The sequence below is a fragment of the Leptotrichia sp. oral taxon 847 genome (assembly GCF_001553645.1).
Classification (GTDB): domain Bacteria; phylum Fusobacteriota; class Fusobacteriia; order Fusobacteriales; family Leptotrichiaceae; genus Leptotrichia.
The window spans coordinates 1,139,302-1,162,797 of the sequence record NZ_CP014231.1 but is presented as its reverse complement, the minus strand read 5'-3'; the positions used below and the strand labels follow the sequence as shown (position 1 = coordinate 1,162,797).

General features: G+C 29.7%; 21 protein-coding genes and 2 other RNA genes. 15 read left to right on the top strand and 8 right to left on the bottom strand.

Going from position 1 to position 23,496, the window contains the following annotated elements; translation table 11 throughout:
- Window positions 1-136: 136 nt before the first annotated feature.
- The 6 genes from rpsR to ffs all read right to left on the bottom strand — a co-directional run bounded on the left by rpsR (window position 137) and on the right by ffs (window position 3,947).
- Complete coding sequence (gene rpsR, locus AXF11_RS05370; protein ID WP_068155618.1) at window positions 137-376, bottom strand: 30S ribosomal protein S18; 240 nt, start codon at window positions 374-376, stop codon at window positions 137-139.
- 37 nt (window positions 377-413) lie between these two features.
- Window positions 414-905, bottom strand: a complete 492-nt coding sequence (locus AXF11_RS05365) for a single-stranded DNA-binding protein (protein WP_082729385.1) — start codon at window positions 903-905, stop codon at window positions 414-416.
- A gap of 30 nt (window positions 906-935) precedes the next feature.
- On the bottom strand, window positions 936-1,220 hold the full coding sequence (rpsF, locus tag AXF11_RS05360) for a 30S ribosomal protein S6 (RefSeq protein WP_068155616.1): 285 nt from the start codon (window positions 1,218-1,220) through the stop codon (window positions 936-938).
- A 217-nt stretch (window positions 1,221-1,437) separates the two neighbouring features.
- Window positions 1,438-1,776: a transfer-messenger RNA gene (ssrA, locus tag AXF11_RS05355) on the bottom strand.
- Window positions 1,777-2,334: 558 nt separating this feature from the next.
- Window positions 2,335-3,585, bottom strand: a complete 1,251-nt coding sequence (locus AXF11_RS05350) for a GNAT family N-acetyltransferase (protein WP_068155614.1) — start codon at window positions 3,583-3,585, stop codon at window positions 2,335-2,337.
- Between the two features lie 97 nt (window positions 3,586-3,682).
- Window positions 3,683-3,947: signal recognition particle sRNA large type (gene ffs, locus AXF11_RS05345), an RNA gene on the bottom strand.
- 153 nt (window positions 3,948-4,100) lie between these two features.
- Between ffs and pheS the strand changes: the two genes are divergently transcribed.
- The 14 genes from pheS (at window position 4,101) to AXF11_RS05275 (ending at window position 21,142) form a co-directional block, all read left to right on the top strand.
- Entirely contained in the window at window positions 4,101-5,117 is a 1,017-nt protein-coding gene (gene pheS, locus AXF11_RS05340; RefSeq protein ID WP_068155613.1) for a phenylalanine--tRNA ligase subunit alpha, read from the top strand.
- A 75-nt stretch (window positions 5,118-5,192) separates the two neighbouring features.
- Window positions 5,193-7,592, top strand: a complete 2,400-nt coding sequence (pheT, locus tag AXF11_RS05335) for a phenylalanine--tRNA ligase subunit beta (RefSeq protein WP_068155611.1) — start codon at window positions 5,193-5,195, stop codon at window positions 7,590-7,592.
- 34 nt (window positions 7,593-7,626) lie between these two features.
- Window positions 7,627-8,145, top strand: a complete 519-nt coding sequence (locus tag AXF11_RS05330; RefSeq protein ID WP_068155609.1) for an HRDC domain-containing protein — start codon at window positions 7,627-7,629, stop codon at window positions 8,143-8,145.
- 198 nt (window positions 8,146-8,343) lie between these two features.
- Entirely contained in the window at window positions 8,344-9,729 is a 1,386-nt protein-coding gene (locus tag AXF11_RS05325) for a UDP-N-acetylmuramoyl-tripeptide--D-alanyl-D-alanine ligase (protein ID WP_068155606.1), read from the top strand.
- A 34-nt stretch (window positions 9,730-9,763) separates the two neighbouring features.
- Window positions 9,764-10,852 carry a phospho-N-acetylmuramoyl-pentapeptide-transferase gene (mraY, locus tag AXF11_RS05320; protein WP_068155604.1) on the top strand — a complete coding sequence of 363 codons (1,089 nt, stop codon included), beginning with the start codon at window positions 9,764-9,766 and terminating at the stop codon, window positions 10,850-10,852.
- A 144-nt stretch (window positions 10,853-10,996) separates the two neighbouring features.
- Window positions 10,997-12,376: a UDP-N-acetylmuramoyl-L-alanine--D-glutamate ligase gene (gene murD / locus AXF11_RS05315; RefSeq protein ID WP_068155602.1), complete on the top strand. Its 1,380-nt coding sequence runs from the start codon at window positions 10,997-10,999 to the stop codon at window positions 12,374-12,376.
- A gap of 18 nt (window positions 12,377-12,394) precedes the next feature.
- Entirely contained in the window at window positions 12,395-13,537 is a 1,143-nt protein-coding gene (locus AXF11_RS05310) for an FtsW/RodA/SpoVE family cell cycle protein (RefSeq protein ID WP_068155600.1), read from the top strand.
- Window positions 13,538-13,565: 28 nt separating this feature from the next.
- Window positions 13,566-14,615: an undecaprenyldiphospho-muramoylpentapeptide beta-N-acetylglucosaminyltransferase gene (gene murG / locus AXF11_RS05305; RefSeq protein ID WP_068155598.1), complete on the top strand. Its 1,050-nt coding sequence runs from the start codon at window positions 13,566-13,568 to the stop codon at window positions 14,613-14,615.
- Between the two features lie 17 nt (window positions 14,616-14,632).
- Window positions 14,633-15,982 (top strand): UDP-N-acetylmuramate--L-alanine ligase, encoded by a 1,350-nt coding sequence (gene murC, locus AXF11_RS05300; RefSeq protein ID WP_068155596.1) that lies wholly within the window; start codon window positions 14,633-14,635, stop codon window positions 15,980-15,982.
- Between the two features lie 32 nt (window positions 15,983-16,014).
- Window positions 16,015-16,866 (top strand): UDP-N-acetylmuramate dehydrogenase, encoded by an 852-nt coding sequence (murB, locus tag AXF11_RS05295; RefSeq protein WP_068155594.1) that lies wholly within the window; start codon window positions 16,015-16,017, stop codon window positions 16,864-16,866.
- An 89-nt stretch (window positions 16,867-16,955) separates the two neighbouring features.
- Window positions 16,956-17,624, top strand: coding sequence for a cell division protein FtsQ/DivIB (locus AXF11_RS05290; RefSeq protein WP_068155592.1), 669 nt, complete (start codon window positions 16,956-16,958; stop codon window positions 17,622-17,624).
- 72 nt (window positions 17,625-17,696) lie between these two features.
- Window positions 17,697-18,848: a cell division protein FtsZ gene (gene ftsZ / locus AXF11_RS05285; protein ID WP_068155591.1), complete on the top strand. Its 1,152-nt coding sequence runs from the start codon at window positions 17,697-17,699 to the stop codon at window positions 18,846-18,848.
- 104 nt (window positions 18,849-18,952) lie between these two features.
- Complete coding sequence (gap, locus tag AXF11_RS05280) at window positions 18,953-19,966, top strand: type I glyceraldehyde-3-phosphate dehydrogenase (protein WP_068155589.1); 1,014 nt, start codon at window positions 18,953-18,955, stop codon at window positions 19,964-19,966.
- A 129-nt stretch (window positions 19,967-20,095) separates the two neighbouring features.
- Window positions 20,096-21,142 carry an FUSC family protein gene (locus AXF11_RS05275; RefSeq protein ID WP_068155587.1) on the top strand — a complete coding sequence of 349 codons (1,047 nt, stop codon included), beginning with the start codon at window positions 20,096-20,098 and terminating at the stop codon, window positions 21,140-21,142.
- Between the two features lie 25 nt (window positions 21,143-21,167).
- On the opposite strand, the gene AXF11_RS05270 is transcribed toward AXF11_RS05275, so the two are convergent.
- Both AXF11_RS05270 and AXF11_RS05265 read right to left on the bottom strand, forming a co-directional pair.
- Window positions 21,168-21,413 (bottom strand): RNA-binding S4 domain-containing protein, encoded by a 246-nt coding sequence (locus AXF11_RS05270; RefSeq protein ID WP_068155585.1) that lies wholly within the window; start codon window positions 21,411-21,413, stop codon window positions 21,168-21,170.
- Between the two features lies 1 nt (window position 21,414).
- Window positions 21,415-22,422 carry a phosphate/phosphite/phosphonate ABC transporter substrate-binding protein gene (locus tag AXF11_RS05265; protein ID WP_068155582.1) on the bottom strand — a complete coding sequence of 336 codons (1,008 nt, stop codon included), beginning with the start codon at window positions 22,420-22,422 and terminating at the stop codon, window positions 21,415-21,417.
- A gap of 423 nt (window positions 22,423-22,845) precedes the next feature.
- On the opposite strand from AXF11_RS05265, the gene AXF11_RS05260 reads away from it, so the two are divergent.
- Window positions 22,846-23,496 (top strand): lipoprotein, encoded by a 651-nt coding sequence (locus tag AXF11_RS05260; RefSeq protein WP_068155580.1) that lies wholly within the window; start codon window positions 22,846-22,848, stop codon window positions 23,494-23,496.

The following is a 23,496-nucleotide window of genomic DNA, read 5'->3' as shown; positions in this document are numbered from 1 at the left end:
CTATATATGCACTTTTATGTCAAGTATTTTTTTTTGAAATACTTTAGGACTTTTATAAAATTCCAAATATTTGTTATAAAAAAACTATCTAAAAAATAAATTATATTATTTACTAGATAGTCTTTTAGATGTCTAATTATTTTTCAATTTTTGTGTAAGGCATTAAAGCTATTTGTCTTGCTCTTTTTATTGCTTTTGCAATTTTTCTCTGAATTTTAGCTTCTAATCCTGTTACTCTTGCAGGAGAAATTTTACCTTTATCGTTCATAAAATTTTTTAATAATTCAACATTTTTATAATTAATATCTTCTACTTTAAATTTTACTTTTGGTCTTCTTTTTCTTCTTTTAAATACAGTAGCTGGTTTTGCTCTCATTAGTTTACACCTCCTAAAATTTTTTTAAATTTATTTTTTAAAATGGAAACTGATCATCATCTTCATCGTCGTCATTATCATCAAAATCATTAGAATCCTTGTTAAGAAAATCATCTTCATCAGCTTTTGAATCTTTATCTTCAAAAATTTCTTCCTGCTGTTTAAAAGACTTTTTAGATTTTTTATAAGAATTTTGATATTCGTCACTATAATTTCCATTGTTTGTATTGTTACCAGAACTTTCGATAAATTCAAATCTATTTACTAAAATGTCTGTCGTGTAAATAGTTTGACCATTTTTCTCGTAACTTCCTGTTCTAATGCTTCCTTGCACTAAAATTCTTTGACCCTTTTTAAAATAGTCAGAAATAGTTTTGGCAGTTTTTTCCCAAGCTACGCAGTTTATAAAATCAGTTCCTTCACCGATTCTATTTATTGCTACAGTAAACCTAACAAACGCTTTTCCACCCGAACTTTGATTTAATTCTGGATCTCTCGTCAATCTTCCCATCAATATAACATTATTCATTTTACTTGTCCCCCTTGTTTTTACTATTTATTAGTCATTTTTGACAATCATGTATTTTAAAATTGATTCATTGATATTTAATTTTGATTCAATTTCTGTAAATCTTGTTCCATCTGTTTGGAATGTAGTTAATACGTAGTATCCATTTTCTTTTTTCTTGATAGGATAAGCTAATTTTCTATCTCCCCAAACTTCTGTTTTTACTTCAACTGCTCCAGCAGCTTTTAAAGTATTTTCTACAAATTCAACTCCAGCATTTTTTTCTTCTTCTGTCAATTGTGTAGATAAAATAAACATAATTTCGTAATTTCTCATTGATTTTCTCCTTTCCTTCGGCTTTTTAGCCCTACTTCCAAATAGAGCAGGTTTTATATAATTATATCAAAAATAATTGTCAAAATCAAGAATATTAAAAAATTTTTTTTAGAGAAAACTTTTTCAAAGAAAAAATTTTATAAAAAAATAAGTCTAAAAAAGACTTATTCAGCTATGAAAAATTATTAATTCGTTTAAAAAGATTTTATTTTTGTTTTGGTGGAAATGACGGGAATCGAACCCGTGTCCAAAATAAAAAGTCTTTATTACCTTCTACAAGTTTAGTTTATTTATCTTTTTAACTTTTAGATATTAAACAAACAAAAGTCTAAAAGCGAGATTATAAATTTTCCTCAAGTGACATAATCATACATTTGAGTAAGCCGTAAAAAGTAACATCATCTAGTGGAAAAACGGCATTTCCAAAAGTGATGAGCTGCTATCTTAGGCAGCTAATGCGTAATTATCGTTTCCGATTATATTTTAGTTGGATTTTAAAGCTCCCGCTTACTTGCTAGTAATAAGTTTTCTATCCTGTCGAAACCAAAACATTCCCAAATGTTTATTTCAAGTGTATATTAACACATTTTTTTTGATTTTTCAATAAAAATATTTTGTTTGACAGAGTAAAATAGTTAGGGGTAAATAAAAAATCTTATTTTAAGTTTTTCATTCAATCCAGAAAGTTACTAAAATATTTTTTTATTTTTTTAAGCAGAAGTGCTCATCGCCGCACCCCTGCACCCCGGCTAGTCTTCGACATTTTTATGCACTGCCAAAAAACTCGCTTACGCTCAGACAGTTTTGTCAGCACATAAAAATGCTCCGACGGTTTAAATTTTACTATCATACAAAAGTGTCGTGATTTTTTTGGAGTAAAGACGACTGTCTGAACGAAGTGAGTTTCGGCTTTGCTTCAAAAAAATGCTTAGACGAGCGTGGGGATTATAAGGGGAAATGGCGGTCCTTTCCCCTTATGTAAAAAATAAAAAAATAATATTAAACAAAATAACATCTTGTAATCAAGAATAACCTAAAAAATTTGAAATTAAAAAATCTGCCCCTAAAATTTTTAAACCATCTATTTTGTTTTTAAAAAATTAAAAAAAATTTTTTAGTCGCCTTCGTACATTGGCTCTATGTGTACAAATAGTGATTTTATATTAGGGTGCTGATATTTTATTTTTTTGGAAATTGTATTTATGATTTCGTGAGCTTCTTCTATTGTCTTGTCTTTTTTCATTCTCGCATCCAAAAAAATATGAATATCTTTTCCAGAAGTCGTCATTTTAAAGTCGTGTGCATTTTCGATTTCCTCAAATTCTAAAATTTCATCTCTTATTTTGGAAAGTAGTCCTTCGTCTTGGGAATCCATCAAGATTAAAGAATTATCTCTTATTAATTCGTATCCGCTTTTTAAAATATAAATTGCAACGAAAAGTCCAATAAGTGTGTCAAAAACAGGATTAATTTCGGAGCATAAAAGTCCTATTAGTACTGAAATTGAGATTATAATATCGTTTTTGTAATCTTGAAGTAGTGAATTTATCAAAGCGCCCCGGTAACTTTTTGTTTTATTTTTCATAAAAATTAGTTGAAAAACTTTTATTAAAATAGAAATTATTGAAATTGTGATAAGGATGCTATTTAATTTCACATTTTCTCCTTCTCCATTTTTTGAAAAAATTTTTTCTACATTTTCTCGAATCAAATGAACTGCAGAAAGCATAATAAATGTTCCAATTATGACGCTAAAGACAGATTCTATTTTTCCGTGTCCAAAAGGGTGTTCTTTGTCTTCGGGATTGCTTCCAACTTTCAAGCCAACAATTACCAAAACATTTGTAATCAAATCTGAAAACGAGTTTAATCCATCCGCTAAAAGCGACATACTGTTAAAAATTTTTCCAGAAAATATTTTTAAGAAAGCCAAAATAATATTGATAATTATTGCCACTTTTGCTACAAAAACCATATTTTTTTCCTGTTTTTGAATTTCCAGAAGTTTATCTAAAATATATCCGTCTTCCGTTCGCAAAAATTTTTGCTTTTCCAAAAAATTGTTCATCTTTTTATGATTTGTCACAGTCAATGAATCACATTTTTCTTTAGTTATCCAATTGATTATATATTTTAGCAAAAACGTTCCATAGCCATTATTTCTATATTTTGGAATTATAAAAATCTTTTTCAGTTTTGCATTTTTTTTCAAGTTTATCGTCGCATATCCACACAACTTTTCTTCATTATAAATGAAAAAAAGTTCGTCATTGTCTAAATCAATTGAAAAATTTATATCCAGTGTTCTGAATTTTTGTAATTCTTTTGTTATATGTGACTTTTTATCCCAGTGTTCAACTCTCATTTTTCCCTCCAAAATTATTTAAACTAATTAAGTATAAAAAATAGAATAGCACTTGCTATTCTTTATGGATTTTATAATTTTATTTTCAAAAAAAGCGTCATACGCCAAACAATCGAAAAAATTTTACCATCCGTTTCTTAAGATAAAAACTCAAAAACAGCTACCCCATAAACCTAGAAAAACTAACTTAGTGCTGCTTCGTTCCCGACCTGACACGATTCGTAAGCTTTCTACAATATAGGACTGTTTTCTCAACATTTTTAAAATAAGGCGTTGACACTAAAATTTTCCTCAAATTTGACATCACCTCTACTAAAGCGGATTGTAGATACAGGGCACCGCTATCTCCCCAGCTAGTATGACAACTCATTTTATCATTTTTTTTTGAAACTGTCAAATATTTTGCTTCGTTTCGATATAGTTGAAATCTTGCATAATATTTAAAATAGTAGTATAATTAAAAAATAGCCTTAGAAAAATAAAAAATAGAATAAAATTAGGAGGAAATAGATATAATGTTGGAAAAATTGGCACAGCTTCGACAGGATGTTTTAAAAAAACTTGACGAAATAGAAACTCTTGATGAAGTTAATGATCTGAAAGTCAAAATATTGGGTAAAAAAGGGGAATTTACGGCGATTATGAAAGAAATGGCAAATATTGCCGCTGAAAAAAGAGCCGAATTTGGAAAAACTACTAATGAAATAAAAAAAGTTCTTCAAACTAAGTTTGATGAAACAACAGTTAATTTAAAAGAAATTGCAAAACAGGAAAGACTTAAAAATGAAACTATTGATATAACTTTGCCGGGAAGAGTGGCTAATATTGGTTCACTTCATCCAATTACAAAAACTGTTATGGAAATTAAAGATATTGTATCTGAAATGGGATTTGACATTGTGGATGGTCCAGAAGTGGAATTTGTCAAATATAATTTTGATGATTTAAACATTCCTAAGACACATCCATCGAGAGAGCTTACCGATACTTTTTATATAAAAGATGACGTTGTTTTAAGAACTCAGACTTCGGGAATGCAAATTCGTTATATGAAAGATAAAGTTCCACCATTTAGAATGATTTCTGTTGGAAAAGTGTACCGTCCTGATTATGATGTGTCGCATACTCCTATGTTTCACCAAGTTGAAGGGCTTATGGTGGGAGAAGATGTGTCGTTTGCTAACTTTAAAGCGGTTTTGGAAAACATAGTGAAAAAAATATTTGGAAAAGATAGAAATGTGAGATTTCGTCCACACTTTTTCCCATTTACAGAGCCATCTGCTGAGATGGATGTGGAATGTGGAGTTTGTAAAGGAAAAGGTTGCCGTGTATGTAAAGGTACAGGCTGGCTTGAGATACTTGGAAGCGGAATGGTAAACTCAAAAGTTTTGGAAAATGCTGGAATTGACGCAAAAAAATATCAAGGGTTTGCATTTGGATTGGGGCTTGAAAGAATTACGATGCTAAAATATGGAATTGATGATTTAAGAGCATTTTTTGAAAATGATGAAAGATTTTTGGATCAATTTTAGAATTTTTGAGAATCTAATGGGAGTTTTAAAGTAAAAAATAGATAGAAAAATTTAAAAAATAAGGAGAAGAAAAGAATGCTGATTTCGTTAAACTGGCTAAAGCAATATATAGATTTAGATGGAATTGAAATAAGTGAATTAGAAAATGCCTTGACTATGATTGGGCAGGAAGTGGAAAAAATAGATGTAAAAGGGGAAAATCTTGAAAAAGTTGTGACAGCAAAAATCGTTGAAAAAGAGATGCACCCTGATTCTGATCACCTTACAATTTGTAAAGTTGACAACGGAAAAGAAATTTTGCAGATTGTGTGTGGAGCGCCTAATCACAAAGCTGGGGACAAAGTTGCACTGGCACAGATTGGAGCAAGACTGGCTGAAGATTTTGTCATAAAAAAAGGAAAAATTAGAGGTGTGGAATCAAGTGGAATGCTTTGTTCAGAAGAAGAGCTTGGGCTTGGAAGCGATTCTAGCGGAATTATGATTTTGCCAGAAGATGCACCTGTTGGAATGCCGTTAAAAGAATATCTTGGAGTAAACGATGTCGTATTTGAGCTGGAAATCACGCCAAATAGACCAGATTGTCTTTCTCACATAGGGATTGCAAGAGAACTTGGAGCTTATTACAACAAAGAAGTTAATTATCCAAGTACAGAAATAAACGGTGAAACTAGTGAGAAAACTGAAGATAATATAAAAGTGGAAATTGAAAATAGCGATTTGTCGAAAAGATATGTGGCTAGAATTATAAAAAATGTGACTGTGAAAGAAAGTCCAGCTTGGCTTAAAGAAAGAGTTGAGTCAATTGGGATTAGAAGTATAAATAATATTGTGGATGCTTCAAATTTTGTCATGATGGAAATGAATCAGCCAAATCACACTTTTGATTTTGATAAAATTGCTGGAAGTAAAATTTCGGTTAGAAGTGCACGAGAAAATGAGAAGCTTATTACTTTAGATGAAGAGGAAAGAGACCTTGCGACAGACGACATTGTTATTTCTGACGCAGAAAAAGTGGTGGCACTTGGTGGAGTGATGGGAGGTAAAAATTCTCAAATTACTGAAAATACAAAAAATGTATTACTTGAAGTGGCTCATTTTAATCCAATAAACATTAGAAGAACATCGAGAAGACTTGCACTTATAAGTGATTCTTCGTATAGATTCGAGAGAAGAGTTGACAGAAGTAACGCTATAAATGTGATTAATAGACTTGCAAACTTGATTCAAGAAGTTGCTGGAGGAGAAATTTTAGCTGGAGCGGTTGATGTCTATCCAGAACCTTACAATAGAAGAGTTGCAACACTTAGTTTTGAAAAACTTCACAGATTTGTTGGGAAAGTTATTCCAAAAGAAGAAGTTATTAGAATACTTACAAAACTTGAAGTGGAAGTTAAAGATAATGGAGATAGCCTTACACTGACTGCACCAACTTACAGAGATGATTTGGAAAATGAGCAGGATTATTTTGAAGAAGTTATTAGAATGTACGGTTTTGACAATATCGAAAATATTTTGCCAAGGCTTGATATCAATCCAAAAGCGATTACAGATACGACAAGACTTTATGACAAAGTAAAGGTTATCGCTTCTCAAGCGGGGTTAAAAGAAGTGATAAATTACAGCTTTGTGCCAAGAGATGCGATGGATAAAATTAAATTCACAAAAGTTCCAAGAAAAAATTTGATAGACTTGCCAAGACCAATTACAGAAGATTTTGCAACATTGAGACCAACACTAATTTATAGCCTTTTGAAAAATGCAAAAGATAATATGAATAAAAATGTATCAAACATAAGATTTTTTGAAGCGAGTAGAACTTTTGAAAAAGGGGAAGAACTTGCTAGTGAAGAGACTAAACTAGCGTTTATACTTGCGGGGGAAAACGATAAGACTTTGTGGAATGCAAAACCTGTGCCTTACGATTTTTATGACTTAAAAGGAATTGTGCAGGAAATTTTTACAAAATTGGGATTTAAAAATTATCAGATAAAAAGAAGTGCTGCGACTGAACTTCATCCAGGAAGATCGGCAGATGTGTTTGTCGGACGGGAATTAATCGGAAGTTTCGGGGAAATTCATCCAGATGTATTAGAAAATTTTGATTTGAATAAAAAAGCTGTCTTAGTTGCAGAATTTAGTATTGATTTGATTAAAAAATATATTGGAAGAAAAACTGTTTATGAACCGCTTGTTAAATTTCCGGCAGTACCAAGAGATTTTGCTTTTGTTGTAAAAGAAGATGTGTTGGTTGGGGATATTTTGAAAGCAATTGAAAAAGTTGATAAAAAGATTGAAAAAGTGGAATTATTTGATGTTTATCGTGGCGTGGGAGTTTTACCTGGCATGAAGAGTGTGGCTATTAGTGTAATTTTGAGAGATAAAAATAAAACGCTTGAAGAAAAAGAAATTGTGGAAATTTCAAATAAAATTGTGAACAAAGTAAAAAAAGATTTTGACGGTATCTTGAGACAATAAAGTCAAAAAAGTTAAATAAAAGGGGGAAAAGGTTATGTTTAAAATTATAACATTGCCGTTTGACGAGGATATGGAAGAATTTGACCAAGATAGGCTGGAGCGGGAATTTTTGTTTGCGTTAAAAGATTCTGAAATAAAAAGGTATAAGCCAGAATTGGTGGAAATAGATGGAAGACATTACTGGACAGTTTTTATCGAATATGAGAAAAAGAAAAAAACGGAAAAAGAAAATAATCTTTGTAAAAAAAATAATGATTTGGAAAGAACTTCGGCTCTGGAAAATAAAAAACGCCTACTGGAAGAGGAACTTCAAACTCAATATGAAAAAGAGCTCTATGATATTTTAAGGGAGTGGCGAATGGAGCAATCGCAAGATTTAGGGTATCCACCATATATAATCGCTTCTAATAAGCTTCTTGTGGATATAATAAAAGCAAGACCTAAAAATTTTGAAGAATTGGAAAAAATAAAGGGAATGGGACGAAAAAAAACGAAAGAATACGGTAGAGAAATTCTTTTGATTTTAGAAAACTTTTCTGAGGCAAGTGATTAACAGATATGTGTAAATAATAGTTTTATTTATATTTTTGAAATAAAAAAGGTTTTGAATTTTCAATTCTTTGAGTGAAGCTGTAAAAGATTTGAAATAGTATTAAAAAAAAATTAATTTCAAAAATATATTGAAAAAATGGTTGTCAAATGATATAATCCTACAAGGAAATGTATAAGTAAAAAAATGGAGAATTAGATTATGAAAAAAAGGGATGTTTTTGTTGCCTTACTAGAGGAAGAGAACATAGAATTTGAAAGAGAAATAATAGATATCAACAACATCGAGATGAATTCAAAAAAAGTAAAGAATAAAGATTTATTTATTGCAATTAGAGGTGGAAATAATTTTGTGAACGAAGCACTTAGTAAAGGTGCGTTTGTAATTTATGATAATTCTGATATAGAGATAAAAAAAGGCTTTGAAAAAAAGGCTTTTTTTGTGGACGATAGTATCAAATTTTTACAAAAACTTGCAAAAAAATGGCGAGAAAGTCTTAGTATAAAAGTGATAGGAATTACAGGAAGCAATGGGAAAACTACAGTTAAAGATATGATTTATCATATTTTATCGCAAAAATTTAAAGGTAAAAAGACATTGGGAAATTATAATAACCATATTGGATTGCCGTTTACTTTACTTCGGAGCGCAACGGATGATAAATTTATTATTTTGGAAATGGGAATGAGTGATTTTGGGGAAATTGACTTACTAGGACAAATTGCAAATCCCGATATAAACGTCATAACAAATATCGGAGAATCACATCTTGAATTTTTAAAAACAAAAGAAAATGTTTTTCGTGCTAAAACGGAAATTTTACCGTATATAAAAGATGCACTGATTGTAAACGGAGATGACAAATATTTAAAAAGTATAAAATCCGAAAAGATAAAAGTCATAAAAGCATTAAATTTAGAAAAAAATGACTTTTTGGAAAATTCGGAAAATTTTTATTACGGAGATATTGATTTTGATAAAAATAATACGAGATTTACATTAAAATATTTTGGACAAATCTGCAAAAAAAATGTTACACGGAATTATGTAACAAATGTTTTAGGGGAACATAACATATTAAATTTAACAATGGCAATAGCGGTTGCAAAACAATTTGGAGTTGAAGATAAAGTAATTGAGGATGCAATAAAAAATATAAATTTGACTGATATGAGATTTCAAATAATAGAAAAGGGGAAAACTGTCTATATTAATGATGCATATAATGCGAGTCCAAGTTCTATAGAAAAATCACTTGAAACATTTTCAAAAATTTATAATGAAGATAGCGTAAAAAAAATTATAGTTTTGGGTGATATGTTGGAACTGGGAGAAAATGAGTTAAAATATCACGCAGATATTTACTATGTCTTAAAAAATGTGAAATTTGACAAACTTTATTTGTTTGGAAAAAGAATGAAAAGTTTGTTTGAAAAAATTGAAAACGAAAAATTGAACAATAAAGAAATTATTTATTTTAATAAAAAATCTGAAATAAAAGAAAAAATAAATGAAATAAAAGAGAATAAAGTTGTTTTACTAAAGGCATCGAGAGGAATAAAACTGGAAGAAATTATAGAAGAATAGAAAGGAGACAGAATTTTTTAATTCTAAAAAGATAATGTTATATTTATTACAAAGGTTATTTATAAACAATTTTGGTACGCTTAGAATTTTTAAATCTATTATAGTTAGATCTTCTGTAGCGTTTGCCGTGGCATTTTTGTTTATGATTGTGTTTGGAAAGCCATTTATTACTTGGCTGAAAAAGAAGAAGTATGGAGATACGGCAAGGGAGGAAGGGCCTAAATCTCATTTTGACAAATCTGGAACTCCTACAATGGGTGGAATTTTAATAATAGCAGCTATACTTTTTGCAACATTAGTTGCAGGAAATTATGAAAATAAGTTTGTAATATTTTTATTTTTTATAACAATACTGTTTACAACAATTGGATTTTATGACGATTACTTGAAATTGACACGGCACAAAAGTGGACTTTCAGGGAAAAAGAAAATTGTGGGACAACTTATCATAACTGCAATAACTTTTTGGTTTGTCTATAAATTTGGAATGATTAATAAAACAATTGATTTTTCAATAGTAAACCCTATAATTAAAAATTCATATTTGTATATAACACCAATTTTATTTTTCGTGTTTATGGGATTTGTTATAATTGGTTCGTCAAATGCGGTGAATTTGACAGATGGACTTGACGGATTAGTGAGCGGGCCTATAATTGTTGTAAGTATAACATTATTTATAGTTACATATTTGACAGGACATTATGAGTATGCCAAATATTTGAATTTGTATTATGTTAGAGATTCAGCAGAAATTTGTATTTATCTTGCGTCTGTTGTCGGAGCATTAACTGGTTTTTTGTGGTTTAATTTTTATCCGGCGCAAGTGTTTATGGGAGATACCGGTTCACTTACACTTGGTGGAATACTAGGAATAGTAGTTATTTTCTTAAAACAGGAATTACTGCTTCCAATTGCAGGATTTATATTTATCGTAGAAGCTGTGTCCGTTATGATTCAAGTTTGGCACTACAAGACTTTTGGAAAAAGAGTGTTTAAAATGGCGCCAATTCACCATCATTTTGAATTACTGGGACTTCCTGAAACAAAAGTTACGATAAGATTTTGGATAGTGTCCATTATGACCTGTCTAATCACATTTTTAATTCTAAAAATGAGATAAAATTGAGTAAAGAAAAGCAAAAGCAAGGGATGATTTTCATCCTTTGCAAAAAAAATAAAAAAATTGTATGTTTATTTAATTTTTTTAAAAAAACTAGTTACAAAAATTAAATAAATATGTAATAATAAAGAGAGGAATAGTCATATGAATAAAGCGATAGTTTTTGGAGCGGGACTAAGCGGTCTCGGAGCAAAAGAATTACTTGAAAAAAAAGGTTACAAAGTATATTTAGTGGATGATAAAGTTGCGCTAACTTCAGAAGAAGGAATAAAAATTTTAAACGAAGAAAAGATAGAATTTGTTGTAAAAAGTCCTGGAATACCTTGGAAAGCCAAACTATTAAAAGTTTCAGAAGATAAAAATGTAAAAATAATTTCAGAAATTGATCTTGCGTACAAATATGTCAACAAAAATATAAAAATTATTTCATTTACAGGAACAAATGGAAAGACAACAACTTGCACGAAAATGGCAGAACTTTTAAATTTTGCGGGATTTAGAGCAAAACTTGCTGGAAACGCAGGTTTTTCATTTGCAAAATTGGTGGCAGATGAAACAAAGCTAGACTATGTAGTTTTAGAGTTAAGCAGCTATCAACTAGAAAATAATCCACAAATCCACTCGAATATCGCTGGAATCATAAATTTGACTCCTGACCACCTGACAAGATACGCTACATTGGAAGACTATTATTCAACAAAATTTAATATTTTTACAAAGCAAACAAATGATGACTTTGCAATTATAAATTTGGATGATGCAGAATTTTTTGAGCTTTGTGAAAAAAAGGAAAGTTTAAAAGATAAAATAAAAGCAAAAAAAGTTTATTTAAGCAAAGAGACAAGAGGAACTGCGTTCGTTTATAAAAATAATATTCATATTATGAAAGATTTGAGTAAAAAAATTGACGAAAATAATATTTCAGACGAATATATTAAAAAAAATTCAGAAATTTTGATGGGAACTACTGAAATGTCGCTAAAAGGAAAGCACAATCTGGAAAATATGCTGTTTTTGATTTTAGCTGCCAAAATTTTGAATGTCTCAAATGAAAAAATTTCAGAGTTTTTGAAATTGACAGCACCACTTGAACACAGACTTGAAAATTTTTTTGTAAAAGGAAATACAACTTTTATAAACGATTCAAAAGGAACAAATGTGGAGTCTACTTTAAAAGCGTTAGATTCTTTTGATAACAAAATTGTGATGATTTTAGGTGGAGATGATAAAAAAATTGATAATATGCCACTTATAAAAGAAGTTAGTAAAAAGGTGGACTTTGTTTATTTAATTGGGGATAATGCACAAATTTTGATAGACGATATGGAAAAAGTCAATTACAAAAACTACAAAAATTTGAAAACTGTTGAAAATGTACTTTTGGATTTAAAAGAAAATTTAGATTTTGAAAAAGATCAGACTGTACTTTTTTCTCCAGCAACTTCAAGTTTTTGCCAATTCAAAAGTTTTGAGCACAGAGGAAAAGTTTTTAAGGAATTAACTGTAAAAATTTTAGGAAAATAAAAATAGGAGAAATTAAAATTGTTTAGAAATAAGAAATTTTTGGGAACGGCATTTATAATAGTTATTTTACTTCTTTTGGTAACGGGGCTTCTTACAATGGCAAGCCTTAGTTTTCCAGTTGTTCCGAAAGGGAAATCAAGTTACTATTATTTGTCAAAGCAGGCACTTTGGATATTTTTGGGCTTAATTTGTTTTAGTTTTACGGCGCTTATGAATTATAAAAGATACAAAGAATTTAAATTTTTTGCAGCACTTTACATAATCGGAATAGTGGGACTTTTTATGGTGTTAATTTTGGGAGGCAAGACAAAAGGAGCAGTTCGTTGGATAAATGTATTTGGATTTAAAATACAGCCATCAGAATTTGCCAAACTTATAATAATCATAACTGTTGCCGTGTTAATCGACCGATTAAAAAATAAAAATATGATAGCTACAAAACCTTGGACTTCGGCAGCTATAATTTTAGGAACGACAGGAGTTTACTCACTCCTTATACTTATGGAAAAATCGTATACGAGTATGGCTCAAGTAGCAATTATCGGGATTTTAATGTTATTTATTTCAGGTATTAATTTGTCAGTTTTCACGATAATATTTTCATTTTTGATAATTTTGGGGCAATTTTTATTAAAGTTGGCTTCATACAGGGTAAACAGAATCAAGAGTCATGAATCAGGAGAATTGGTTTTTCAGGCGCATCAGTCACTAATAGCTATAGGAAGTGGAAATTTGACTGGAAGAGGTTATGGAAATGGGCTTCAAAAATATAAATTCTTGCCTGAAATTCATACGGATTATATATTTTCTGGATTTGCAGAAGAAAATGGGTTTATAGGAGCGCTAATTTTAATATTAATTTATGTATGTCTACTCGCTATAATTTTAATCGTAGCCTGTAAAATTAAAGATATGTTCGCAAAATATCTGCTTATGGGAATTTTTGTGATGTTTGCAACTCAGATATTGGGAAATATTGCCGTTGTAAGTGATGTAGTGCCATCAACGGGAATTCCATTGCCACTTATGAGTTATGGTGGAAGTTCCGTATTTGTCAGTATGTTTGCACTAGGAATAGTTTACAACGTTATAAGGGCATTGTACAAGCAGGAGATGGGCGATGAATTGGATGAAATTAATGAAGTGGAATATATGATGTAAAAATTTTTTGAAGACGAAAGGAAAAAAGATGGAAAAAGTGGTGTTTACTACTGGCGGGACAGGCGGTCATATTTATCCTGCTCTTGCTATTGCAAAAAAAATGAGAGAAAAAAATATAGATATTTTATTCATAGGGACAAAACACCGAATGGAAAAAGAAATAATTCCCCGTGAAAATTTTAGATTTATTGGACTTGATGTGTTGCCATTAAATTCAGTAAAATCTGGATTTAAGATGTTAAAAGCGATTTTTAGTACAATAAAGTTATTAAAAAAAGAAAAACCACAAAAAATAATTGGATTTGGAAATTACATCACAATTCCAGTTCTGGTAGCTGCAAATGTTTTAAAGATTCCATATTACCTGCAGGAGCAAAATCATACGATGGGACAAGCTAACAGATGGTTTTACAAAGGTGCCAAAAAAGTGTTTGTTGCATTTAAAAATACGATAGATAGTGTAAAAGAAAATCAAAAATCTAAATTTGTTGTAACTGGAAATCCACTTAGAGACGAGTTTTATACAAAAAATAAAAAAGAAGAGAGAAAAAAACTGGGAATAGAGGATGATGAGCATGGAATACTTATTATTGGTGGAAGTCTTGGAGCAAAAAATATAAATGAGGCAGTTTCCAAAAAATGGAAAAAGATACTGGCTGACACCAAGTTGAAATTATTTTGGGCAACTGGAAAAGATAATTTTGAAGAAGCGACTTATAGAATGAGAGATTTTGGAAAAGCTATTGTAAAACCTTATTTTGAAAATGTACCACAGTTAATGGCAGCATGTGATTTAGTCGTTTGCCGTGCTGGTGCTTCGACAATTTCAGAATTGATTGAGTTAGAAAAACCGTCAATCTTGATACCTTATGATTTTGTTGGACAAAAAGAAAATGCGGATGTCTTGGAATTTGAAAATGCAGCCAAAATATTTACGAACGAAACTGCGGAAGATGCCATTGATGAAGCGTTATCACTTGTAAAACAAAAGACAACTTTGGAATTTATGAGTGGAAATATAAAAAATTTGAAAAAAGGAAATGCGTCAGAACTAATAATAAAAGAAATGGGACTATAAAAAACGGAGGAAATAAAATGTTAACGAAAGTAAACAATATATATTTTAGTGGAATAAACGGAGTGGGAATGAGCGGACTTGCAAAAATACTTGCAGCCGACGGATTTAACGTAGCGGGTTCAGATTTGGTTAGAAAACCTGTAACTAAAGATATGGAAGACTTGGGAATAAAAGTTTACATTGGACAAGTTGAAGAAAATGTAAAAGATAAAGGAATTGATTTATTTGTCTATTCAACAGCGATAAGAGAAACAAATCCCGAATATAAATATGTCGTTGAAAACAACATAAAAAAAGTAAAAAGAGGGGAATTGTTAGCTGAAATAATGAACCGTTTCGACGGAATTGCTGTTGCAGGAACTCATGGAAAGACAACTACAAGCTCAATGTTAAGCGTGGCACTACTAGAAAAAGAGCCATTTATCGTAGTTGGAGGATTTATTCCAGAAATTCAAAGCAACAGTAAAATTGGGAATTCGGAATATTTTATAGCGGAAGCCGATGAAAGTGACAACTCATTTTTGTACATAAAACCAAAATATTCGGTTGTTACAAATGTGGAACCAGACCATCTGGACCATCACGGAACATTTGAAAATATAAAAAAATCGTTTGAAAAATTTATTGACAGCACCGAAAGAATTGCAATTTTATGTAAAGATACGGTTGAAAAGCTAAATTTGAAACTTAAAAATAAAAACATCGTCTGGTACAGCATAAAAGATAAAACTGCTGACATCTATGCCGAAAATATAAGAGTAAAAGATGGAATAACCAGTTTTGAAGTTGTGAAAAAAGGAGAAAATCTTGGAACATTTAATTTGAGCATTCCAGGAGAACATAATGTTTCAAATTCACTTCCTGTGATTTATTTTGCACATGAATTTGGCTGCAATATGAAAAAAGTAAAAGAAAGAATTCAAAAATTTAAAGGTGCAAACAGAAGATATCAAGTTATTTATGACAATGGTATTAGAATAATAGATGATTATGCGCATCATCCAACAGAAGTGAGAGTTACGATAAAAGCGGCGCATAAGACAGAAAAAGGAAAAGTTATAGTAATTTTTGAGCCACACAGATACAGCCGGACAAAATTTTTCTTTGATGATTTTGTAGAAGCTCTAAAACATGCTGACGACTTGATACTACTTCCAATTTATGCGGCAAGTGAAGACAATATCTATGGTGTAAGTTCAGAAATGTTGGCCAAAAAAATTGGCGGAAATGTGAGAGTTCAGACAAAAGAAGAGATTGAAAATCTTTTGAAAAGTGAAAAAGACAGCGGTAACACTTACGTATTTATGGGTGCGGGAAGCGTTTCAAAACTAGCTCATGAGATAGCAAAAGATTTAGAAAAATTATAAAATATTGTTGAGAAAAAGCGAAAGGAAGTTTTATGGAAGTTATAAAAAACGCACAAATGAGTGAATATTCCAATATGAAAGTTGGAGGAATAGCCAAGGAATTGATTTTTGTGGAAGAAAAAAATGAATTAAAAGAAATCATAGATACGAGAAAAAAATTTTTCATTTTAGGAAACGGAACAAATACTTTAATATATGATGGAAATCTTGATATAAGTTTTATTTCATTAAAAAAATTACAAAAAATTTCTGTGGAGGAAAAAAATAAAGATTTTGATTTAGTGAGAGTGGAATCTGGCTTGGATTTGGATGATTTAATCAAATTTATGGAAGAAAATAACTACACTGGACTTGAAAATATTACAGGAATTCCTGGTTCTGTCGGAGGACTTGTCAATATGAACGGCGGAGCTTATGGAACTGAAATTTTTGATTGCATAGAGGAAGTGGAAGTATGTAAACATGATGGAAAAATAGAAAGAATAAAGACAAAAGATTTACATTTTAAATACAGAACAACTGAAATAAAAGAAAATAAATGGATTGTCATTTCAGCGCTATTTAAATTTAAATTTGGATTTGATAAGGCTGTCTCAGAGGATAAAAGGGAGCAAAGAAAATTAAAACATCCACTTGATTTGCCAAATTTAGGAAGCACATTTAAAAATCCAAAAGGAAAATTTGCGGCAAGACTTATATCGGATGCTGGATTAAAGGGATATCAAGTGGGAGGTGCCAGAATTTCTGAAAAGCATCCAAACTTTATCACCAATGTGGGAAATGCTACTTTTAATGACGTAATTTCAGTAATTGAACACGTAAAAAAAGTAGTTTTAGAAAAATTTGACATACAGTTGGACACAGAAATTATTATTTTAAAATAAAATTAAATTATTTAAATTTTTTTTAAAAATAATTGAATAAAATCCAAAAACAGTGTATAATAATATTAAAAAAGTGGAGTTAAATTAAGATGAAAAATATAATTAAAATATTGTTTATATTATTTTTGCTGTTAGGAATTATATTTTTTTGCAAGAGATTTATTGATTCCGATTATTTTAAAGTCCAAGAAGTTGTAGTAAATGGAAACACAAAACTTTTACAGCGGGATGTGACAGAACAAGTTGAAAAAATGAAAGGAAAAAATATTGTTTATTTAAATACCAAAGAAATTGAAAATTTTTTAAGAAATGATGCGAGAGTAAAAAAAGTTTCAATTACAAAACAGTTTCCGAGCAAAATATTATTTAACATTGAGGAAAGACAACCTTATGCGTATGTAAGAAAAGGAGAAAATTTATTTCTGGCAGATGATGAGTTAAATATTTATGGAGATAAATTAGAAGATTCACCAAAGAGTATGCCGATTATCGAATACACAGATGAAGCAAGCTTGGAAGGAATTAAAATTATAATTTCCAAAATAAAAAATAAAGATTTTTATTCAATGATTTCAGAAATAAGAAAAACTCCTAAAAGTTACGAAATATTACTCGTAAATGGTGTGATATTTAGAACAGATACTGATGTAACTGAAAAAAAATACGATGATACGTATAAAGCGTATGACCAAATAATAAGGAAAGAAGGACCATTGACTTATATAGATTTGAGATTTAAAGACATCTATAAAAAATAATCTTAAAAGAGTTTAGAGAAAGGAGATGCTATTTTTAAAATTAAAATAAGATTTTTAAGTAGCAAATAAATAATGGAAAATTTTAATAGTACAGTGAAATTAAAAGTAGTAGGAGTAGGCGGAGCTGGTGGTAACGCAATAAATGATATGATTGAAAGTAACATAACAACTGTAGAGTTTGTAGCTATAAATACAGATCAGCAAGATTTAGATAGATCAAAAGCGACATCAAAAGTTCTTTTAGGAAGAGGAACAGGTGCGGGTGCAGATCCTGAAAAAGGGAGAAGTGCCGCAAGAGATTCTGAAGATAAAATAAAAGAAGTGCTAGAAGGTACAGATATGTTATTCATCACAGCAGGAATGGGTGGTGGAACAGGGACAGGAGCTTCACCAATTATAGCGGAAGTAGCGAAGTCAATGGGAATCTTAACTGTTGCAATTGTAACAAAACCTTTTAGTTTTGAAGGGCCTATCAAAAAAAATAACGCTCTAGCTGGGATTAAAAATTTAAAAGAAAATGTGGATACATTAATTGCCATCCCAAATGATAAATTATTTGAAATTCCAGGAATGAATATCACTTTGTTAAACGCTTTTAAAGAGGCAAACAGTATATTAAAAATAGGAATAAAAGGAATTTCTGATTTAATTATGAAACAAGGAGTAATAAATCTTGATTTTGCGGATATTAGATCAATTATGCAGAATTCTGGTATCGCTATGCTTGGTTTCGGGGAAGCAAATGGAGACGAAAAAGCGAAGAGCGCTACAACTCAGGCATTAAATAGTCCATTGTTGGAAAAATCAATAGAAGGTGCAAGAAAGATATTGATAAATATTACAGCTGGACCAGATGTTTCATTAAATGAAATAAACGAAGTTGCAAATACAGTTACAGCTAAAGCTGGAAGTGAACCTAACTTAATTTGGGGATATATTTTGGAAGAAGAACTGGAAGGAACAATAAGTGTATCAATTGTAGCCACAGATTTTCAGGATAACGTTTTGCCAAATCTTGGAGAAAGTGACAATGTTTCAAAAACTGTAAGATTTGCACCTGAAGAAAAAAAAGTTGAGATAAATTCAGAATCAATAGATGAAGATTTGGAAAAACCAAATGTTTTTGCAGAAAATAAAGAAGATAACAAAGAAGAATATGATGAAGAAGATTCGGATGAAGACAATATGTCTGATTTTGTATTGCCACCATTTTTTCAAGAGTAAAATTCACTTTTTGATATTGAAAATTTATTAAAAGTATGTTATACTCAAAGTGTAATAAATATATTAAATTTTAATATATAAAATTTTTAGGAGGTATTATTAAAATGGCAGTTAAAGTAGCAATTAATGGATTTGGAAGAATTGGGAGATTAGCATTAAGATTAATGTCTGAACAAACAGATAAATTTGAAGTTGTAGCAATTAATGACTTAACAGATTCTAAAATGTTAGCTCATTTATTCAAATACGATTCATCTCAAGGAAGATTCAACGGAACTATTGAAGTTAAAGAAGGAGCTTTCGTAGTAAACGGAAATGAAATTAAAGTTTTCGCAGAAGCTGATCCTGAAAAATTACCTTGGGGTAAATTAGGAGTAGACGTAGTATTAGAAGCAACAGGTTTCTTTGCAACTAAAGAAAAAGCTGAAAAACACGTAAAAGCAGGAGCTAAAAAAGTAGTTATTACTGCACCTGGTGGAAACGATGTTAAAACTGTAGTTTACAACGTAAACCACGAAATCTTGGATGGTTCAGAAACAGTTATTTCAGGAGCTTCTTGTACAACTAACTGTTTAGCACCAATGGCTAAAGCATTAAATGATAAATTTGGAATTGTAACTGGAACAATGACAACTATCCACGCTTACACAGGAGACCAAAATACATTAGATGCACCACACAGAAAAGGTGATTTAAGAAGAGCAAGAGCTGCTGCAGTAAATATCGTACCTAACTCAACAGGAGCTGCAAAAGCAATTGGATTAGTAGTACCTGAATTAAACGGAAAATTAGATGGAGCTGCTCAAAGAGTACCTGTTCCAACTGGTTCATTAACTGAATTAGTATCTATCTTAAACAAAAAAGTAACTGTTGATGAAGTAAATGCAGCAATGAAAGCAGCATCAACTGAATCATTCGGATATACTGAAGAACCATTAGTATCTTCTGACATCGTTGGAATTCACTTTGGATCATTATTTGATGCAACTCAAACTAAAATTGTTCAAAATGGAGATACTCAATTAGTTAAAACAGTATCTTGGTATGACAATGAAATGTCTTATACTTCTCAATTAATCAGAACTTTAGGATATTTTGCAAGTAAAATTTCTAAATAATTAATTGCTTTTAAAGTTTTTTAAAGGTCAAGTTGTAACAAAAGTTAAATCGGCTAATTCTAGTCGATTTTTCTTTTTTTCTTTGTTAAATTCTTTTTTGATAAAAAATTTTAAAATAAAGGAGGTATTATGAAAAATTACATTAAAGATTTTTTTAAAATAAGAAGAATCGATGCAACAATGGATTTACCAATACTTTGTAGCTTATGTATGGCAATTCCGATATTTACTGGATATTTTACAAATAATTTTAGAAATGCGATGATTTCAGCGTTAGCGGGAATTATAGTTGTTTATTTTCCACTTTTTGGGAGCTTAAAAGAAAAAATGTCTGTTCTTTTGGGGTGTTCATTTGGATTTATATTTTCATATTCGGCAGGACTTATCTTTAGTTTTAATAAAATTATAATCGTTTTTATTTTGGGATTTGCTTCTTTTATCATACATTATGTAGTTTTACATTTTGAGTTAAAGCCACCTAGAAGTTTTTTCTTTATTATGGTTTGTGCAACTGCAAGTTCCCTTCCGCACTTACCAATTTCAAAAATAGCGGAAAATGTCGGTTATTTAACATTTGGAACACTTTCTACTTGTGTCATAGCTTTTGTTTATAGCTTGTTTTTTCAAAACAAAATAAAAAATAAAAAATTAAATTTAGTAAAACTTGAAAAGAAAATTAATTTGGAAGATGAAAAAAATAAAAAAATTGAAAGTCTTATAGTTGGAATTTTTATGAGTCTCTCTCTTGCAATAGGATTTTTGTTAAAAATCAAAAATCCTTATTGGATTTGTGTAGCTTGTATTGCAATCATGCAAGGGACATCTAAAATTCATGTGTTTAAACGAAGTATTCAAAGAATGTGTGGAACAATTTTGGGAGTTGGATTTTGTTATTTAATACTTATCGTTTCCCAAAATAATATATTTTATATATGTGTTTCAATAGTTGTTTTGCAGTTTATTGTGGAATATTTAGTGCCGAGAAATTATGGAATAGCTGTAATTTTTATAACACCACTTACAATTTTACTGTCAGAAGCTGGAAGTCTTACATTAAATAATCATTTTTTGTTTATTTTCAGTCGTTTTGAAAATACCATAATTGGAAGTATATTAGGTTTGATAGGTGGGTTTTTAATATTTACTGAAGGAAAGAAAATTTTTTATAAAAAATAGCCGAGTTTATTTCGGCTATTTGAAATTATTGAATAATTTGTATATAATTTTCTATAAGCTCTTTTTTCAAGCTTTCTGGTGGCAAATCCAAAACTTTTACTTTTATATTTTTGTTAAAATATTTTATTTCAAAAATATCATTTTTTTTCACTTCATAAGAAGATTTTTTTACTTCACCATTTACAGTGATATTGCCATTGTCGGCCAATTCTTTTGCTACAGTTCTTCTTTTTATAATTCTTGTAACTTTTAAAAATTTATCTAATCTCATTTTATTTGATACCTTTCATGCTTTCGTACCAAGCGGTATTTGTTTCAATGAATCCAATATTTGGATTTTCTCTTAAAAATAATCCTCTTATTTTAGAAGTTTTTGTTGTTTCTTTTGGGCTAAAAATATATGGATTATTAGTAACTTCTTTAGACATCAAAGCTTTTTTGATTTTTTCTTGATCTTCTTTTGACAAAGTTTTTGTGTTAAATACAATAGGCCCGTTGTAAACAGGAATTGAACGAATTACAGTGAAACTTTTTCCAGCGTATTGTCCGAATGGCGCAACAGCTCCCTTTTTAACTGTGTAAGTTGCACCAGCTCTAAAGTCAGTACCAGAAGTCAATTCATAAGTTGTAAATGATTTTGGAATGGCAAATGTTGCCACATCAACATCTCCTTTAAATAGTAAAACTTGCGTTCCAGGATGTGAAGCACCAAAGACAACTTTTGAGAATACTTTATTTGGCTCAATTAATTCATCTGTATTTTTTATTCCAAATTCATCAGCTATGACTTTTCCAGGAATTTTAAACCCTGAAGTTGAACTGTTTGTAACAAATCCAATTGTTTTTCCTTTTAATTTTTTTAAGTCAAAGATGTTTCCAGTTTTATATTTAGCGGCATCTTCACTACGAACGGCGATAAAGCTGTAATATAGGGAATCTTTTAGAGTTCCGCTTTCCCCAGCATTTGTAAGAACAGCTTCAATATCTTTTGAGCGCTCTCTTGCTTTTAAATAGGCTTCAGCACCGAGATAAGTAATTTGTGCTTGTCCAGATACGATATTTTCAACTGTGATATTATAATCCGTAGTAGTTATAATTTCCACTTTTTTTCCTGTTGCTTTTTGAATAATATTTGCAAATTCATCTCGTGATTTTTTTAATGACTCATTTGCTTCATTTGGTAAAAAGACGATTTTTATAGTGTCGCTTTTTTTAGAACAGCTTACCATAAAAAATAGTGCAATAGCCAAAGTTAAAATTTTAAAAATATTTTTTTTCATAAGACCTCCTAAGTATCAAAAATTTAAATTAATTTATTATAACACTTGTTATTTTTATAGTCAATATTGATTTTTTTATTTCACTGAATTTATTTGATATTTTTCTATTTTTTTTAAGTAAAATTTTTCAGTTTTTTTAGTAGAAATATTATTATTGTAATACTATCCTCTCAATTAATCTTTGGTATTTTATATACCACCAAAAATTTACTTTTACTCAGACAGTTTTGTTAATAGTTTAAATTTTAATACCAGAGAAAAAGAGAGAATAAAAGTAATATTAAATAAAATAATAATCAAAAAAATATAGAAAAAAATTTTTTTTTGTTGTATAATAAGCGTATAAAAACAATTTTTAAAAATAATTTATTTGATTAGAGATGTAAAAAAATTTGTAAATTAATCAAGATTTTGGAGTTGAAAATGAAAAAGATTTTTGAAGTCATTATTTTATCAAGTGTGTTTTTGGTTGCTTGTGGAAAAAATACGGAAAATGTCAATGCTAAAAAAAATAAAGAAAGAAAAAATATAGAAAATATTGCAAAAAGGGAAAATATTTTTTCAAATAATTCAATTGAAGCGGTACTTAAAATATTTTCTGAAAAATCTGAAAAAAATAGAATAAGCATTAACAAATTTGAAAAATTAATTTTTGAAAATAGAAATTATTATTACTCTAAAATAAATTCTAAAGAAGATTCAATTTATGCGCTTGATTATAGTGGAATAAACGCAACAGGAATATTCTTAAAAGTAAACAAGGTGGATAGGGCAAATTTGGGAGTAATTGAAAATTTAGTGGCAAATTTGATACAGGTGTCCGACAGTAAATTAAAAGACTCTGAAGCAAGAGCAATTTATGCTGAAATTTTGTCCAAATTAAAAGATAACGAGCTTTCAAGTACACTTACATATTCAAATGGAATAACTTACGGATTACAAATAAATAGCACAACAGGAGAATTTGTGTTTTTTGCAAAAGAAAACGATACACAAAATGCATCAATGGAGTTGCAAGATATTGATATCAATGGGAAAATAAAAATTTTTGCAGAAGAAAATAACAAGAAATAA